Below are 16331 nucleotides of genomic sequence, written 5' to 3'. Positions count from 1 at the left end.
TCGAAAATGCAGGATGAGCTTTCGATCCTCTTGGTCGAAGATGATGACGATACTCGCATCACGCTGACCGATGTCTTGGAGATCGATGGCAACCACGTCATCGTCGCGAGCTCAATCGCCGAGGCAATCGAATTGCTCGACAATTCAGTCGCCATCATCATTCTCGATCGTAAACTTCCTGACGGACCAGCCGAACAGCACATCCCAAAGCTACGTCGGCAAGCGCCCGATGCCGACATCGTTGTCGTGACCGGCTACGCCGACATGGACAGCACGATTTCCGCGTTCCGATCTGGGGCGTCAGACTTTCTGCTTAAACCGATCAACCCCGAAGCCCTTCGGCACACGGTCTGCCGGATCGTTCAAAAGAAAACGACTGAGCTTAAGCTTCGCAAGGAACAGCAGTTCGCAGACCGGGTACTCTCGACTGCCGAAGCCATCGTTTTGGTGCTCGATCCTGAAGGCAAAATCGTTCGCTTCAATCCGTACTTTGAACGCCTATCGGGATGGAAACTTGAAGAGGTGCAAGGAAAGGATTGGTTTTCTACTTTCGTTCCCAAAAGTGATCACAATACGATTCGCGATTTGTTTTTGCTGACCCAAGCGAACGGATCTTCAACGGGCGTCATTAACGCGATCATTACGCGCGAAGGCGCTGAACGACAGATCCGATGGAGCAATACAACACTTGTCACTGATTCTGGCGACATCGATTCAGTGCTTGCCGTCGGTGTTGATGTGACCGAATTTGTTGACGCTCAAGTAAAAGTTGCTCAAAGTGAACGATTGGCGGCGATCGGCCAGACGATGGCTTCATTGGCCCATGAAAGTCGCAACGCCTTGCAGCGGATCCAATCGGGTTTGGAGCTATTGGAATTGGATGTCGGCAATGATCCGGAGGCGATCAAAGACCTTTCCACCGTCAAGCGTGCCGCGGCGGACCTGAATTCACTTCTGGAAGAGATTCGTTCTTTCGCCGCCCCCATCCAGCTGAATTTAGTCAGCGCAGATCTGCGTGACGTCTACCAACGAGCTTGGCGCAATCTTGCGTCCAACCGAGAAAACCGTGACTGCGAGCTGGCAGAAATTGACAATCGTCATCAGCAAAAGACACTCTTCGATTCGCTTCGCTTGGAACAGGTCTTTCGAAACCTGTTTGAAAACTCGCTTGCGGCGGCTAGCGATCCGGTCAAGATTCAAATTCGGATTGATCAGAACGAACAAAACGACACCACGATTTTGGTGACAGATAACGGCCCAGGTCTTTCGCGAGACCAAAGCCTCCGTGTATTCGAACCATTCTTTACAACCAAAACCCGTGGTACAGGGCTGGGCCTTGCTATCGTCAAACGGATCGTCGAAGCACATCAAGGTGAAATCGAAGTTGACCAAAGGGTCTCCGAGATGGGCGGTGCGGCAATCAAGATCACCCTGCCCCACCAAATCCAGAACGCTTGGGCATAGTCAACGTCCGATTGCCGGATGCATTCGGACATTGAGCGACTTCCTCAGTCAGCACCGAATTTCACGCGATAATTTCGTTGACCACGCGGCTATCTTCCACGCCGGTCAGTTTAAAGTCCAATCCTTGATAACGGTAAGTAAACCGTTCATGATCGACTCCCATTAGATGCAGGGCAGTCGCGTGAAGGTCTCGCACATGCACCGGATTTTCGACGGCGTTGTAGCTATAGTCGTCCGTCGCACCGTACGTGATCCCTGGTTTGATTCCGGCGCCTGCCATCCAAATCGAAAAGCAACGAGGATGATGGTCACGGCCAGCTTCGGGTGATTTCCAATCGCCTTGTCCGGCAACACTTCTTCCGAACTCGCCGCCCCAAATCACAAGCGTGTCATCCAACAAACCACGTCGTTTCAAATCCACGATCAATGCGGCACTCGGTTGGTCTGTATCGACGCAGCGCGAAACACACCAGGAACTCAAACGCGAATGGTGATCCCAATCAGGGTGAAACAACTGAATGAAACGAACACCTCGTTCCGCGAGACGGCGAGCAAGAATACAGTTGGCGGCGTAACTTCCGGGACGACGAGAGTCGGGTCCATAAAGCTCGAACGTGGCATCCGCTTCATCTCTCAAATCGGTCAGTTCAGGGATACTAGCCTGCATCCGAAACGCCATTTCATACTGCTCGATCCGAGTTTCGATTTCAGGATCAAGTGTTTGCCGGAAACGCTTTCGATTCAATGCCTCCAAGCCGTCTAACATGCCTCGCCTGAGTTGGCGTGGGTATCCTTCGGGATCATTCAGGTAGAGAACAGGATCCTTGGCACTGCGAAGCTTTACCCCTTGGTGCTTCGAGGGCAGAAAACCACTGCCCCAGTAATGATCGTACAACGGTTGATCGCTTGCGCGTTTCATCCTGGAAAGTAGGACGACATAGTCTGGAAGGTTCCGATTCATACTGCCAAGACCGTAGCTTGCCCAACAGCCAAAACTTGGACGTCCTGCCAATTGATGCCCCGTCAGGAACTTTGTCATCGCCGGCGCGTGGTTGATTTGGTCAGTGACCATCGACCGAACAACACAGATCTCGTCTGCGATCGCACCGATATGAGGCAACCATTCACCAATCATCGTGCCACAGCGCCGATTGGGCTTAAACTTGGTAATCGGTGGAAGCACCAGTTGCTTCTTTCCTGCCGTCATCCCGGTCAGTCGCTGGCCTTGCCGGACGCTGTCAGGAAGCTCTGTTCCGGCAAGTCGATGCAATTCGGGTTTGTGATCGAAAAGTTCAATTTGCGATGGGCCGCCTGACTGAGTAAGAAAGATCACACGCTTAGCGCGCGGCGCGAAATGTGGCAGTGCCGTTTGAAAACTCGCCTTCGATGATTCATTCCCCAGCATGACGCCGGCTGCAATGGCACCGAAATTGAATCCGACTTGGTTTAGAAAACTGCGACGGCCCAGTCGATCGTGCGCTTGTGCGTTGACTATTGATTTTGATTGACTACTCACGGGTCATCGCCTCATCTAAGTTCAATGCCAAGTTGGCAACGGCCATCCAGGCAGCGATCGAAGCTACTTCCGATTCGGCAGGTGCCTTTTGCTGCCCCACACTGCAGTACGCCATCGCGTCATTGGGATGCCGCTGGAAGTGACTTTCACTTTGATTCCAGACCGAGCGAACCGATGCCGTTTCATCGGCGTCAAAGTGACGTCCTAAAACAGCAAGTCCCAGCCACTTGATCCCTGCATCGAAGTCATCTTCCTTTGTCACGGTTGCTGCTCGATCAGCCAAGGCTCGCGACGCCTCCAGGATGGTCGTGTCATTCATCAGCGTCAAAGCCTGCAGCGGTGTATTTGTCCGTCGCAAGCTGACTTCACACACGCGTCGCTGTGCGCTGTCAAACAAAAATGTCGGTGCAATCGAGCGCCGCCAAAACGCATAGACAGTCCGGCGATATTGCTCGGTTCCAACACTTGGTTCATAGCTGAATCGCCCCATCGTGATCTCGCCCCACACACCTTCTGGTTGATAAGGACGTACCGGAGGCCCGCCGATTGCCGGATTTAATAGCCCCGACACACGCAAAGCATTATCACGAATCATCCAAGACGGCAAACGGAACCGAGGCGCCCGAGCGAGCAATCGATTCTCCGGGTCTAGTTCCAAGAGCGATCGCGATGTCCCACTGGACTGTTGGTAAGTCTGACTGGTAGCGATGAGCTGCAATACGTGGCGAAGATCCCATTTGCTTTCGATAAGTTCAACCGCTAGCCAATCAAGCAATTCTGGATGTGTCGGCAACTCACCCTGCAATCCAAAGTCGCCGGGCGTTCTCACCAGCCCTTGCCCAAACATCATTTGCCACAAATGATTGACGGCAACTCGTGCAGTCAGCGGATGCTCTCGGTCGAGAATCCACTGCGCTAAATCAAGACGCGTGCGAATCTCACCGCGTTCATCAGCCAAGACCTGACGAATCACACCGGGCTGAACTTCGTCGCCTTTCGCATCCCAAACGCCTCGAACAAGAACATGTGTGGCGCGAGGCGTTTCCCGCTCTGCCAACACCATCACGTTTCGCGGTTTTGCTGCATCCTTATATTCGTTTAGCTGACGCTTGGCGATTTGCAATGTGCGAAGCACCTGCTGGTATCCATCATCGCCCAATAGGAATTGATCAAACAGCCGAGCGCGAAGTTCCCCCGGAAGTTCACCCGGCAGTTCCGCATTCTCAGCATGCTCCTTGTTCTCAACAGGCCCCCTATTTCCAACAGACACACTGTGATGCCGAAAATAAGCGGCGATTGGCGAGTCGCCATCATGCCGACGAACCGTCTCTCCTCGCTCGCTGGTCAAAGACAATCGAAACTTCGCGATATTTGAATGGCCATGAGTTGATCGATGGCGGAGCATCACAATCAAGCGATCGCCGCTATCCGCTTTCCAAGGCTGCTCGAACTCAAAAACGCCGACGTGGGGCTCGACCGCTTCAGCCCCTTCGGTTGTCCAACCATCACGTGCGTCATCGTTCAGTGTTTTTGCAATCGGTGAATAGCGATCGTCCCACGTGGTCTTTCGCTTTTTATCAGCTTCATAATCAGCAATCGCACCTGACAACTCAATCTGTTGCTCACTTGGACTGTTCGAACGCCTGCCAAGAACACGGACGCTGGTCAGTGCGAACTCACCATTTCCTCCCCGCGTGAAACGTCCACCAACGTTCGCTTGATCCGGTAAAACTTCCAATCGAAGCCCAGTCACCGGGACCATATCCGCAGGCAATTCGAAGGTGATGCGATAGTCATCATGCATCAATGAAAGACCGAATGTCTGCACCACATTCTCAGAACTAATCTCGAATTCGGTACCTTCGGAACTCGTCACAGACAATGGCTTTGGGGTCCGCCAAGTTTGATAGTCTTCTGCCTTCTCTTCGTTCAGGCTGGACAACCAGAGTTCGAAACGTTGCTCAGCCGCTTGTCGTTCTTCTGACTCTGCTTTTTCAAGCTGTGCAGCAAATTCGGCCTGCGTCTCCATCCGTGCGGCCGCATCCGGGGACGTATAACTCAGGTAGGGCTTTGCACGATTTCCGGCCCGCCCGTCTTCATCGATGCTGTTGAAAAACGCTGCAAGCGAATAGTACTCGTGCTGTGTGATCGGATCGAATTTATGCGAATGACATTGAACACAGCCCAGTGTCAGTCCCATCCACACGGTGCCCATCGTATTGACGCGGTCGATCACGTAGTCGATTCGTGATTCCTCGGGATCGCGTCCACCTTCGCCATTGGTCATGTGGTTGCGATGAAAACAAGTTGCCAACTTTTGCGTTTCTGTTGGCTCGGGTAGAAGGTCGCCGGCGAATTGTTCGATCGTGAACTGATCGAACGGAGTGTTCTGGTTGAACTGACCAATCACCCAATCGCGCCATGGCCAATTTTGGCGAGTCGCGTCTTGCTGAAAGCCATCGGAATCGGAATACCGGGCGGCATCCAACCACCACATGGCCATCCGTTCGCCGTGATGTGGGGAATTCAAAAGCCTTTTGATTTCGTCGTTCAGAATGATATCCAACGAATCCTTTCCCGAATCCAGACGGCTCTGGAAAGCCTTGATTTCGTTCGCTGTCGGGCCCATCCCGATCAAATCGAATGACAACCGGCGCAGTAGCGTTATTGGGTTCGCTGGCGTAGAAAGGTCCAGTTCGGCTGCATCTAGCCGATCTACAACAAAGGCATCAATGGGGTGCGTTCGATCGCTCGGCAGTTCAGGCCGCTCAATGCGTTCCAAAGACCAATGCTTTCCCCATTTGGCTCCGCTACTGATCCAATCGCGAATCATTTGCTGTTCGGATTCGTCCAACAAAGGACGATGCGAATCAGGCGGCGGCATGACCAAGTCAGGATCACTTGTCGTTATACGGGCCCATAGCTCGCTCGCATCCAAGTCACCGGGGACGAGCGCAGAATATCCACCCAAGTCTTCTTTTGCGTTGTCTTCAAGATCCAGACGCAGCCCGGCTTCGCGATGCGATTCATCGGGACCGTGGCAGTGGAAGCATCGGTCCGAAAGCAACGGCAGGATATCGTGTGAAAACGAAACCTCGTCCGCGTCGGCAAAACGCGGCATAACCGCGATGATGAGCAAGCCGAACGTGAAGGCCGCAGACGGAAACAGCGATGGCGAAGTAGTAGACTCTTTCATCAAAAGCTGAATCTGTAAGGAAGCGAGAGCCGCGAAACGGCATCGCAACCTACACATTCATCACGGTAGTTTTGGGCGGGACGGAATTGGCAGGATGGCACATCGGTACCACTGTTCCCATTCTAGCCAAAACGCAATGACGGCGCAGCGAATACGTTCATTCGCATCTTTTGAAAGAAAGCCAGACTGACTTGTTCAACGAAACACCACGTCAGACAGCCAAACGCTGCCCTGGCTCGTAACGCACTTCCATCATTTCGATCTTTTGACGCGTGGCCTGCAGGACTTCGAACGCCGCATCGCCGATGGTGAAGTTTGCCCCAGGCTCTGGAATTTCGCCCAGATGGCTTAACACGTACCCGGCGATCGTTTCATAGTCGTCGCTCTCTGGCAAATCCCAATGCAGTCGGTCATTCAAATCGTCGATCATCACGCGACCACTGACCACGACGGTGTGATCATCGATCACGTCAAATCGTGTTTCTTCTTCTTCGTCAGATTCATCAACGATTTCGCCGACGATTTCTTCCAAGGCATCTTCAATGGTCACGACGCCCGATGTCTGTTGAAATTCGTCCAAAACGATCGCCATATGACTCCGGCTGTGCAGGAACTCACGCAGCAGAAACTCCACGCTGCGGTCGACCGGCACGGTCCACGCATGACGCATCAATTCTTCTAGACTCTTCGAGGGTTTATTCCCGCCAACAATTTCAGGAAGCAAATCCTTGACGTACAGGATGCCAACAATGTCATCCAAGGTTTCGTGATAGACAGGCAATCGAGTTCTGCCAGATTCGATCACCGTGTGCAGAATCTCTTTCCAGCTGTCGCCAATTTCGACCGCATCGATATCGCTGCGAACGGTCATGATGTGCCCGACGGTTTCGTCGTTTAGCTCCATCACGTTCTGAATCATTTCGCGAACCCCCGGACCAAAGTATCCGGCATTGGTTCCGGCAGCGGCGATCGTTCGGATTTCGTCTTCTAGCAGTTCTTCCGAATCGTCTTCGTTTTCACCTTGCCCGGATAGTCGTGCTGTAAGTGCTTCGATCACATCACCTGGAATTGAAAACGGGTTCATTGCGGACGACAAAGCCCGCCAGAACGGCCAGGTGTGATATAGCACCGGTGCGGATGCAAAACGCGTTACCGCTTCGGGTAGCCATGAATGCACAAACATCATTGAAATCATCGCAAGCAGAGTCCATGCCAGCAACGATCCGATTTCCCAAGTCAGACCGACCGTTTCGGTATCCTGCTTCGAAATAATCAGCGCCGCTGTTCCGGCGACCAGAAAGAGCACCGTCCCGATCATCCGCAGGTATTCGCTACCACGGATCACGGAATCCTGGTGTTCAAGCACGGCGCCGAATCGATCTCGATTTCGCTTGACGCGGCAGAACGCTTCCAAAGATCGTCCGGCAAAAGAATCGAGCAGTTCAGCCCCCAGCCCACCGATACTGCTAAGCATGAAACCGCTGGCGGAGATCACCACGTATGGCCACGCGCTGCTCATGCCTGAGGTGCCTCACCGATCTCTATCCCCAAACGAGCAAGCACTGCTCGTTCCGCGTCACGCATTTCCTGGCGGTCATGATCTTCGTGGTCGTCCATCCCGCCGATATGCAAGACGCCGTGGATGACATACAGCAACAATTCGACATCGGTGGTGCTGTCGTATTCCTTGGCATTTTCGGCTGCCGTTTCGATGCTGACGACAAGTTCACCTTCAAGATGATCGCCCGTGGCGGCATAGGGAAAACTGATCACATCGGTCGGATAGTCATGGTGAAGGTGATCACGATTGATCTCATGAATCGATGCGTCGTCGGTGATCAGCACACCCAATTGTCCTTGGTCGAAACCTCGGAACGCGGCCGCAGCTTTTGCGGCATCACAGATCCTCTGGTTTGACAGACCCAACTGATCTCGCCAATCGGCGACACAATCATCCCAGATTAGATCGATGATCATCGCATCGTTTTGGGCAAGAGCTCCGGCAGCATGATCTGCCAGGGCAGTGAATGATGATGGGGCCGACCGACTACAGTCGTCCTCCGGAGAAGTGTCGCTTCCTTCGTTCATCGAAAGATCAAGCGGGCTGCTGCTGACTGGGGTATTTGACACGTGCGTGATAGATCGCGGTAAGAGATTTGACCAAGCTTTTTCGCACCAGATTTAACTGCCGGAAAGTCAGGCCACATTCATCAAATTGTCCATCGCCCATTTTCTTCTGGGCAATCTTATCGACCAAGCTTTGGATGCGTGCCGGTGTCGGATCGACCAGCGTTCGGCTGGCACTTTCCACGGCATCGGCCAACATCATAACGGCTGCTTCCAAAGTCTGGGGTTTGGGCCCCGGATAGCGAAAATCCTTGTCGCTAACTTCTTTCTCGTCGGGGTTTTCTTCGCTGCGTTTGGCAGCTTCATGGAAAAAGTACTCGACCAATGTCGTGCCGTGGTGCTGCAGGATCAAGTCAATTAATGGTTGCGGCAAGTGGTGGTTGCGAGCCAGATCCGCACCATCCTTAACGTGTGCGATAATCACAAGCGTGCTCATCGCCGGCTGCAAAGAATCGTGCTGATTGACGCCATTTTGATTTTCGATGAAGTACTCCGGCTTGAACATCTTTCCGATGTCATGGAAGTACGCACCTACGCGGACCAATAGGCCATTGGCTCCGATCGAATCGGCAGCCGCTTCGGCGATCGACGCAACATTGATACTGTGGTTGTATGTCCCTGGTGCCCGCTGGGCCAACCGGCGTAGCAACGGGTGGCTGGCATCACTGAGCTTCAATAGGCTGAGGTCAGTCTGCACACCGAAGAACTTCTCTATAAACGGCAGCACGGGAGTCAAGGCCGCTGCGGCCACGAGAATAAACACCCCGGCACGCAGGCTTTCTAGCGACAACACCGTCAACACATCAAGAAACGTCGTCGTTGTCGGAACGATCTGTTCGACCTTGGGTGTCGAGACGGCAGCCAACGACATCGTTTCGCCAGCAACGATGCCGACACCGACCATCGTCAGCATTGTCACCGCGGCAGATATCAGTCCGACAAATAGTAAGTGACTGGTCGAGCGAATTCGGCCGGTCAACAGAGTCGCGCTGGTTGTCGCCGCAGCCAGCATTACCAAGTGGCGAAGGTCTTCATTAAGAAACAGCGTCACACTGATGCTAGCCGCAGCCATCAACAACAATGCCAAGTCACGACCATAGACTATCGCGGCAATAATCGATGCGACCACCAATGGTGCCAACTCACTGCGATAGCGGTCGCTCGCCGCCCAAAAACTCAGGCCTATCGTGGCGACAAACAACAGCAACAACTTCGAAAGCTTGACCCGATCCATGACCAGTGATCGGTCGTCTACAAAGAAGATGTACGAACCGCAGAGCAAATACAACGCGGCAATCATACCGGCATATGCGGCGAGTCGGGAAATCCGATCCAGCATCCCGCGATACTTTGTCCATTGAAGGTGCTCTTGCCGCAGCAACTTGAGCTCGTCTTGATCAAGCGGCTTACCCGCATTGGCCAGCTCGGATCGGCCAGCGTAGTACTGCTTCATCACCGGCGCGACTCCGGCGGCAACTTCGGCTCGAACCTTATCGCTCGCCTCGTTGTCGTACGAAAGGGTCTCGTATTCGGGCAATCGAGTGCTGATCCAGCGGCTGATCATTTTGGCGACCAGACTGTACTGTTCGGTGCTGACTTCATCGCTATAGAGAGATCGAAACTCTTCCTTCAGCATCGATTCGATGCGTTCACCCATCAGCGCGACTTGAACGTCTTCAACGCTGACCGTGGTCGCATCGGAGGGATCGACCGTATAGACGCGGATAAACTGCTGGTTGCCCTGTTCGGGATCATGCTTAAGCGACTGAATAACACCGAAGTCAAACTCGTCTTTGACAAGATGCTTGAATGCCGTTTGCAGCTTCTTTAGCTCCGAATCATTTTTGAAAACAGCTTTAAGTGCGCTGAAACGATCCTCGTCGCTGGGCTGGCTACCATCGACCGCTTCGGGAGTCAGCGGATCTTTTGAAATGAACTCACGAAACGCCGTTCCCTCATCCTCGTTCATGTCCTTGATCGAGGGAGCTTCGAGAACGACGAATAGCCGATTGCTTAATCGCGCACCAAGCTGCTGTAGCGGCGTTGGGTTGTTTCGGTAAAAGACCGGAACGGCGAGAATCTGCTGCAATCGCCGGGCGTGCGTTTCGATCTCGTTTTCAACTTCGAAGTCGACTTTGGCAACGATATCGCGTGTGGGAATCGAACCGGTGCGGAATGCGAAACGGGGTTCCCAAGTCTTACAAATGATTAGCAGTGCTGCGGCAGCAAGCAGACCGATGGCGGAACGAACAGCCCAGTCGGTCTTGTCGCTATCGATCCACCACTGGACGAATCGAGGCTTGGGAATACCCAGCGACTCAATTCGTTCCTGGCGGGTCCGCGTTTTGGATTGACCGTTCATCACATCGGATCGAAGCCACTGAGGGCATTATCGATCCAAAGTTTCCTCGCCATTTGCGTTGGACTCGGCAATGACGCGAACACCGCCGCGCCGTTGTCGATTTGGGATTGCGTTGTCGTCGTCGTCATAGGCTTCGACGATGCGTTGTACCAGTGCGTGTCGAACGATGTCTTCGCCCGTCAATCGCACTACCCCGATTGCTTTGATCCGGCTCAGACGTCGCAACGCGTCGTGCAAACCGCTCGTAACCCCACGTGGCAAATCCAGCTGCGTCGCGTCACCGCTGACGACCATCTTGCTGCGTTCGCCCATCCGGGTCAAAAACATCTTCATTTGTGCGATCGTTGTGTTCTGTGCCTCGTCCAAAATGATGAACGCATCGTTTAGGGTGCGTCCACGCATGTAGGCGAGCGGAATCACTTCGATCGTTTCCTGCTCCATCAGCTCTCGCGCACGGTCATAGTCGACCATTTCGCCCAAGGCGTCCAAAAGTGGTCTTAGGTAAGGGTTCAGTTTCGCACGCAAATCACCCGGCAAAAAACCCAGGCTTTCACCGGCTTCTACCGCGGGTCGCACCAAAACGATCTTGCGAATCTGGCCAGCCTTGAGGGCTTCGACCGCTGTTGCAACCGCCAAGTATGTCTTTCCACAACCGGCAGGTCCGGTTGCAAATGTTAGGTCATATTTGCGGATCGCATCGACGTAGCGTGCCTGACCGTCGGTACGAGGCCGAATTCGCCGTCCCGCATGTCGAATCTGGATGTCTTCGCTACTAGGGGCAGCCTTGACTGTCTTTTCACCGTTACGAGGCTTCGCGCCTTCTTCGAGGGCGGCGGTTTCGACATCCTGATTTCCGATCGCGCCCTGCTTTTGAACTTTGTGACGCAGTTTTTCCAATGCGCGCAGTGCACCGTTCACGTTATCGCTTTCGCCGGCGATACGAACGCGCCCATTTCGATGTGTGATGGTGACATCGAACAACTGTCGCAGAATACGCAAATGCTGGTCTCGTGGCCCAAATAGCTGCAACAGCTCTTCGGGGGCACTGACGGTCAGTGTGGCTTCAGTCATTCAGCAGGGGGCCGACTGTGGGCCGTGGTCTCCTCGGTTCTTAAGTTTTCGCTAATTGTTTGCAGGGCGACGGCATTCTGCCTAGAAGGCTCTGATCGATTTGCTGGGCATTTATCCAATCGAGGCATGCGAGGGATCGTATCTACACGTGCCTCATTCCACACGCGATTATTACCCACCAACTCCGGACACGAAGCAGAAAAATGCTGGGATACTCGATGCGATCAACGAATCAGTCACATCCCAGACCCCCCCTAAACCGGGAAGCAAGCTTCCACTGTCCTTCACGCCACAGTCACGTTTGAACAGTGATTCCGCTAAATCCCCGATCATTCCGGTGATCGCGAGCGATGGGCCAAGAAGAACAGCCCCCCATAGTGGCTGTGCCAAAAAAGCCTCCAAGCCAGATTTAACGGCTTGCGCAGACGTAGGGTTTGCGGAAACGGCAGGGGCAGCACCAAGAGCTTCGAATAAGACACTCAGGCAAAAGTAGGCGACAACGGTCGACGCCAAGATCCCACCGATCGACCCTTCAATCGTTTTTCCGGGAGACAATCGGGGAATCAATTTGTGGCGTCCAAACGCCCGTCCCGAAAAGTACGCCCCCATATCAGCGACCTTGGTCACCAATACGGTTGTAATGATTGCGGCCAACCCAAAACGCCCCGGAATTCCGGGACCATCGAGACTCCGAATCGCGACCAGAATTGCCATCGGAAGTCCGACATACATCGAGACAAAAACTGCTGAGCAGGTTCGCCGGATTGCACGACCGAGTTCAACTTCTGCGACACGTCCATATTCACGCATCTCGGCCATCAAGATCAGAAAGGTGGCGACCGTCGCGGCTAGCACGATCCAGCCCAAGCGACCGACCGGACAATCAACCGGATAGGTCGACCCAAATATGCCCCAAACAAATGGCACCGCAGCGGACAGCGCGACAAGTCCGGCACCAAAAACGGCGTCTACAGGACGAATCGGGTGACCGCCGCGTTTCAGCATCGACGCCATTTCCCAGCCGGTACCGATCGCAAAGAAGGCTAACAATGGCATCAGCCACAACCCTTCTGCACCGCTGACTGATTGATAACTGTCAAGCCACAGCAGGATGACTGTCAGTGTGATTAAGATCGTGCTCGAAAAAATTCGATCGCGCAGCATTAACTTGTCCGCCCCCGCAGATGCCTAGTGAACATTGGGAAGTTCACCCGCAATGAGTTACTGTCCAACCGAAAGACCTCCGAACCGCCGATCGCGATTCTGAAAACTTTCGATGGCTTGTTCAAAATCAGACTTAGAAAACTCGGGCCAACAATTCTCAGTCACCCACAACTCGGCATAGCTAAGCTGCCACAACAAAAAATTGCTAACCCGCATCTCGCCACCGGTGCGAATCATTAAATCGACATCTGGTAGCTCATGCGTATAGAGCCTTTCGTTGATGGATTTTTCGGTGATATTTTCTAAGCGAAGCTGACCTGCTTGCACGTCTTGGCAAATCTGAACGGCCGCACGTGTCAGTTCATCACGTCCGCCATAGTCAATCGCCAATACCAGTTTGGTTCCGGGGTTATCGGCCGAAACACGAATCGTTTCGTCCATTTCCTTGAGAACCGACTCAGGCAAGCGATCTCGTCGACCGATGACTTGCAGTCGAAGCTTTTGCTCCATGATCAAAGGTCTTTCTTCGACCAAGTACTGCTGCAAAAGTTCCATCAGGAAGGCAAGCTCTTCCTTGGGACGCTTCCAGTTCTCGCTGGACAGGCAGTACAGAGTTAAAGCTTCGATGCCCAACTCCGTACAGGTCTCGCTGACCATTCGAACGGTATCAACACCACGACGGTGGCCTTCGATACGCGGCATCCCACGAGCCTGAGCCCAACGACCATTGCCATCCATGATGATCGCAATGTGATCGGGCAATTTACCTCGTTTTGCCGACGCCTCAGTCGACTTTTCGACGTTCGATTCCTTAGCGTTCATAACTTGATCGCTCAATGAAGCGTCTAGGCTCCGATCGGCTGCAAGTTCAACTTGTCAGACTTCGATGTGAAAATCGTTTGCGAGCGGTCCGGGCCCACCGAAAGGACTCCAACCGGAATCCCCACCAACTCTTCCACTCGGCGAACGTAGGCAAGTGCACCTTCTGGGAAGTCTTCTTCACGGCGCACGTCATCGACTGGTTGCTTCCAGCCTGGGATCGTTTCATAGATCGGTTTGCAACGACGTAGCTGCTCAGCATGGCTTGGGAAACGGGTGATCCGTTCTCCATCAAGCTCATATGCGACGCAGATCTTCAGCTCATCCAAGTGTGCCAAGACGTCCATCATCATCAGAGCCAAACGAGTTACCCCGCTCAACCGAGCCGTATAGCGAACCGCGACGGCATCGAACCAACCACAACGTCGTGGACGCCCCGTGGTGGTTCCGAACTCATTGCCTAGCGTTCGAATTCGGTCACCTGTTTCGTCTTCAAGTTCGGTGACAAACGGTCCGCCACCAACACGTGTGCTGTACGCCTTGCAAACCCCAAGCACGGTGTTGATCCAGCGGGGAGGGACCCCGGCGCCGGCACAAACGCCAACACCGCTACTGTTGCTGCTGGTGACGAAAGGATAGGTCCCGTGGTCGATGTCCAACAACGCACCTTGAGCGCCTTCAAACAGAATTCGCTTTTCGGCTTCACAAGCGTCAAGCACGAAGTCCGTGGTATCGGCGATCATCGGCTCCAGTCGCTCAGCCCAGGCAGCTGCTTTCGCGATAACTGTTTCTGGAGCGATCGTTTCAAGCTCTTCTTCGGAAGCACCAAGGCTTCTCAAGATCGCCTGCTTTTGCGTTGCAACGGTTCCGATTCGCTCGTCTCGAGTCGGCTGAATCAAGTCGATCATTCGGATCGCGTGAGTCCGCCCGACTTTGTCGCGATAACAGGGTCCGATCCCGCGATTGGTCGTACCGATCGATTCGCCACGAACCGCTGTCGCGTTGATCTGACGATCTTCGGCGATATGCCAAGGCATCACCAAGTGGGCTCGTTCACTGATGCGCATATTTTTAGCGCAATCAATGTCGCGTTTAGCCAACCCATCCATTTCCGCGATCATGGTTTCTGGGTTAATGACCACACCGGGGGTGATCAAGTTCTCGACACCGGTATGCAAGATACCGCTGGGGATGTGGTGCAGTTTGTAAACTTCATCGCCTACAACGACGGTATGGCCGGCATTGGCCCCGCCTTGATAACGCACGACTAGATCAAACTGGGGCGCGAGCAAATCGACCAACTTGCCTTTTGCTTCATCTCCCCACTGCAAACCGATTACACAGGTTCCCGACACCGATTCACTCCAGAGGCAAATGGATTGGCTGGCACAAAGTCATTTCGCCAGCGCACGAACCCGAAAGCGTAAACGTCAAAGGACGTGGTGACAACGGGAGCGGCGAAAAGTCGGATGAAGCCGCCCGGCTGGGCCCAAAATCGCCACCCAGGCGAGATCTCAAACCAAAACCCGTTCCGACTCCGCACTCTCCTGTCTATACTCGCCACCTCGATGACCCCAATTTGCGGTCAATGTCGATGAGTTTTCCGCGAATGTGATTTTCGCCTCCCTTAAAGTGAGCTGATGTCGGACTATAGCCTGACCCACCTGAAACAACTCGAAGCAGAAAGCATTCATATCTTTCGCGAGGTTGCCGCGGAATTCAAAAATCCAGTGATGCTGTACAGCATCGGCAAAGACTCCTCCGTTCTGCTGCACTTGGCTCTGAAAGCTTTTGCCCCTGCGAAGCCCCCATTTCCGTTGCTTCACGTCGATACGACTTGGAAATTCAAGGAGATGTACGAGTTCCGCGACAATTACGTCGCTAAGGATTTGGGCCTAGAACTGCTCGTCCACATCAACGAAGAAGGACTCAAGCACGGCATCAAGCCATGGGAAGACAGCGAGCGTCACACGGAACTGATGAAGACCGACGCATTGAAAGCTGCCCTCGATAAATACAAATTTGACGCAGCCTTTGGTGGCGCTCGCCGCGACGAAGAAAAGAGCCGCGCCAAGGAACGTGTTTTTAGCTTCCGTGACAAGTCGCACCGCTGGGATCCCAAGAATCAACGTCCCGAGCTTTGGAACCTCTACAACGCGCGTGTCAACAAAGGCGAATCGATTCGTGTGTTCCCGATGAGCAACTGGACCGAGTTGGACGTATGGCAGTACATCCACCTGGAAAAGATTCCGATCGTTCCGCTGTACCTGTCACAGAAACGACGCGTCGTTAACCGCGACGGCGTGCTGATTCTCCGCAATGACGACCGCATGCCATTGCTCGAAGGCGAAGTCGAAGAAGAAAAGATGGTTCGTTTCCGAACGCTAGGCTGCTACCCGCTAAGCGGTGCGGTCGAATCGGAAGCGACCGACTTGGTCGATGTGATCCAAGAAATGTTGCTGGCAACCACCTCCGAGCGACAAGGTCGAATCATCGACCAAGACGAAGGCGGTGCGGGAATGGAAGAAAAGAAACGCCGAGGATACTTCTAGTCCACCGCCGGGGCGTAGATATCAACGATGCCCCTCATTTCCATCGCTGGGTGATCAATT

11 protein-coding genes are annotated in these 16331 nt (G+C 53.6%); 2 read left to right on the top strand and 9 right to left on the bottom strand.

What is annotated here, in order from left to right; translation table 11 throughout:
* The first annotated feature begins 6 nt into the window (after positions 1 to 6).
* Positions 7 to 1464: an ATP-binding protein gene (locus tag LOC67_RS14810; protein ID WP_230263384.1), complete on the top strand. Its 1458-nt coding sequence runs from the start codon at positions 7 to 9 to the stop codon at positions 1462 to 1464.
* A gap of 61 nt (positions 1465 to 1525) precedes the next feature.
* Here the strand turns inward: LOC67_RS14810 and LOC67_RS14805 are convergent, their stop codons facing one another.
* From LOC67_RS14805 to LOC67_RS14765, 9 genes are all read right to left on the bottom strand, one after another.
* The gene (locus LOC67_RS14805) at positions 1526 to 2980 is read right to left on the bottom strand and encodes a DUF1501 domain-containing protein (protein WP_410001137.1); all 1455 of its coding nucleotides are present in this window, start codon (positions 2978 to 2980) and stop codon (positions 1526 to 1528) included.
* Complete coding sequence (locus LOC67_RS14800) at positions 2973 to 6176, bottom strand: PSD1 and planctomycete cytochrome C domain-containing protein (RefSeq protein ID WP_230263383.1); 3204 nt, start codon at positions 6174 to 6176, stop codon at positions 2973 to 2975. The genes LOC67_RS14805 and LOC67_RS14800 overlap by 8 nt, the downstream gene beginning before the upstream one ends.
* A gap of 211 nt (positions 6177 to 6387) precedes the next feature.
* The gene (locus LOC67_RS14795) at positions 6388 to 7695 is read right to left on the bottom strand and encodes a hemolysin family protein (RefSeq protein WP_230263382.1); all 1308 of its coding nucleotides are present in this window, start codon (positions 7693 to 7695) and stop codon (positions 6388 to 6390) included.
* A complete protein-coding gene (gene ybeY / locus LOC67_RS14790; protein WP_230263381.1) occupies positions 7692 to 8264 on the bottom strand; it encodes an rRNA maturation RNase YbeY in 573 nt (190 codons plus the stop codon). Before ybeY ends, LOC67_RS14795 begins: the two co-directional genes overlap by 4 nt.
* A 7-nt stretch (positions 8265 to 8271) precedes the next feature.
* Positions 8272 to 10665, bottom strand: coding sequence for an HD family phosphohydrolase (locus LOC67_RS14785; RefSeq protein ID WP_230263380.1), 2394 nt, complete (start codon positions 10663 to 10665; stop codon positions 8272 to 8274).
* A gap of 27 nt (positions 10666 to 10692) precedes the next feature.
* Positions 10693 to 11736 (bottom strand): PhoH family protein, encoded by a 1044-nt coding sequence (locus tag LOC67_RS14780; protein ID WP_230263379.1) that lies wholly within the window; start codon positions 11734 to 11736, stop codon positions 10693 to 10695.
* 171 nt (positions 11737 to 11907) lie between these two features.
* Positions 11908 to 12900, bottom strand: a complete 993-nt coding sequence (locus LOC67_RS14775) for a phosphatidate cytidylyltransferase (protein ID WP_230263378.1) — start codon at positions 12898 to 12900, stop codon at positions 11908 to 11910.
* Positions 12901 to 12957: 57 nt separating this feature from the next.
* The gene (locus tag LOC67_RS14770; RefSeq protein ID WP_230263377.1) at positions 12958 to 13722 is read right to left on the bottom strand and encodes an isoprenyl transferase; all 765 of its coding nucleotides are present in this window, start codon (positions 13720 to 13722) and stop codon (positions 12958 to 12960) included.
* Positions 13723 to 13745: 23 nt separating this feature from the next.
* Positions 13746 to 15074, bottom strand: coding sequence for an adenylosuccinate synthase (locus LOC67_RS14765; protein WP_230263376.1), 1329 nt, complete (start codon positions 15072 to 15074; stop codon positions 13746 to 13748).
* A 285-nt stretch (positions 15075 to 15359) separates the two neighbouring features.
* Between LOC67_RS14765 and cysD the strand changes: the two genes are divergently transcribed.
* The gene (gene cysD / locus LOC67_RS14760; RefSeq protein WP_230263375.1) at positions 15360 to 16271 is read left to right on the top strand and encodes a sulfate adenylyltransferase subunit CysD; all 912 of its coding nucleotides are present in this window, start codon (positions 15360 to 15362) and stop codon (positions 16269 to 16271) included.
* The last annotated feature ends 60 nt before the right edge of the window (positions 16272 to 16331 follow it).

This window comes from Stieleria sp. JC731 (assembly GCF_020966635.1).
GTDB lineage: Bacteria > Planctomycetota > Planctomycetia > Pirellulales > Pirellulaceae > Stieleria.
The sequence above is the reverse complement of the archived record's forward strand: the minus strand, read 5'-3'. Positions and strand labels throughout refer to the sequence as shown.

What these genes read in the sequence shown, in the direction of transcription:
- LOC67_RS14795 (WP_230263382.1), bottom strand. Translation starts at nt 7,695, where the DNA reads ATGAGCAGCGCGTGGCCATACGTGGTGATCTCCGCCAGCGGTTTCATG.
- LOC67_RS14775 (WP_230263378.1), bottom strand. Translation starts at nt 12,900, where the DNA reads ATGCTGCGCGATCGAATTTTTTCGAGCACGATCTTAATCACACTGACA.
- LOC67_RS14785 (WP_230263380.1), bottom strand. Translation starts at nt 10,665, where the DNA reads ATGAACGGTCAATCCAAAACGCGGACCCGCCAGGAACGAATTGAGTCG.
- LOC67_RS14800 (WP_230263383.1), bottom strand. Translation starts at nt 6,176, where the DNA reads ATGAAAGAGTCTACTACTTCGCCATCGCTGTTTCCGTCTGCGGCCTTC.
- cysD (WP_230263375.1), top strand. Translation starts at nt 15,360, where the DNA reads ATGTCGGACTATAGCCTGACCCACCTGAAACAACTCGAAGCAGAAAGC.
- ybeY (WP_230263381.1), bottom strand. Translation starts at nt 8,264, where the DNA reads ATGAACGAAGGAAGCGACACTTCTCCGGAGGACGACTGTAGTCGGTCG.
- LOC67_RS14780 (WP_230263379.1), bottom strand. Translation starts at nt 11,736, where the DNA reads ATGACTGAAGCCACACTGACCGTCAGTGCCCCCGAAGAGCTGTTGCAG.
- LOC67_RS14770 (WP_230263377.1), bottom strand. Translation starts at nt 13,722, where the DNA reads ATGAACGCTAAGGAATCGAACGTCGAAAAGTCGACTGAGGCGTCGGCA.
- LOC67_RS14810 (WP_230263384.1), top strand. Translation starts at nt 7, where the DNA reads ATGCAGGATGAGCTTTCGATCCTCTTGGTCGAAGATGATGACGATACT.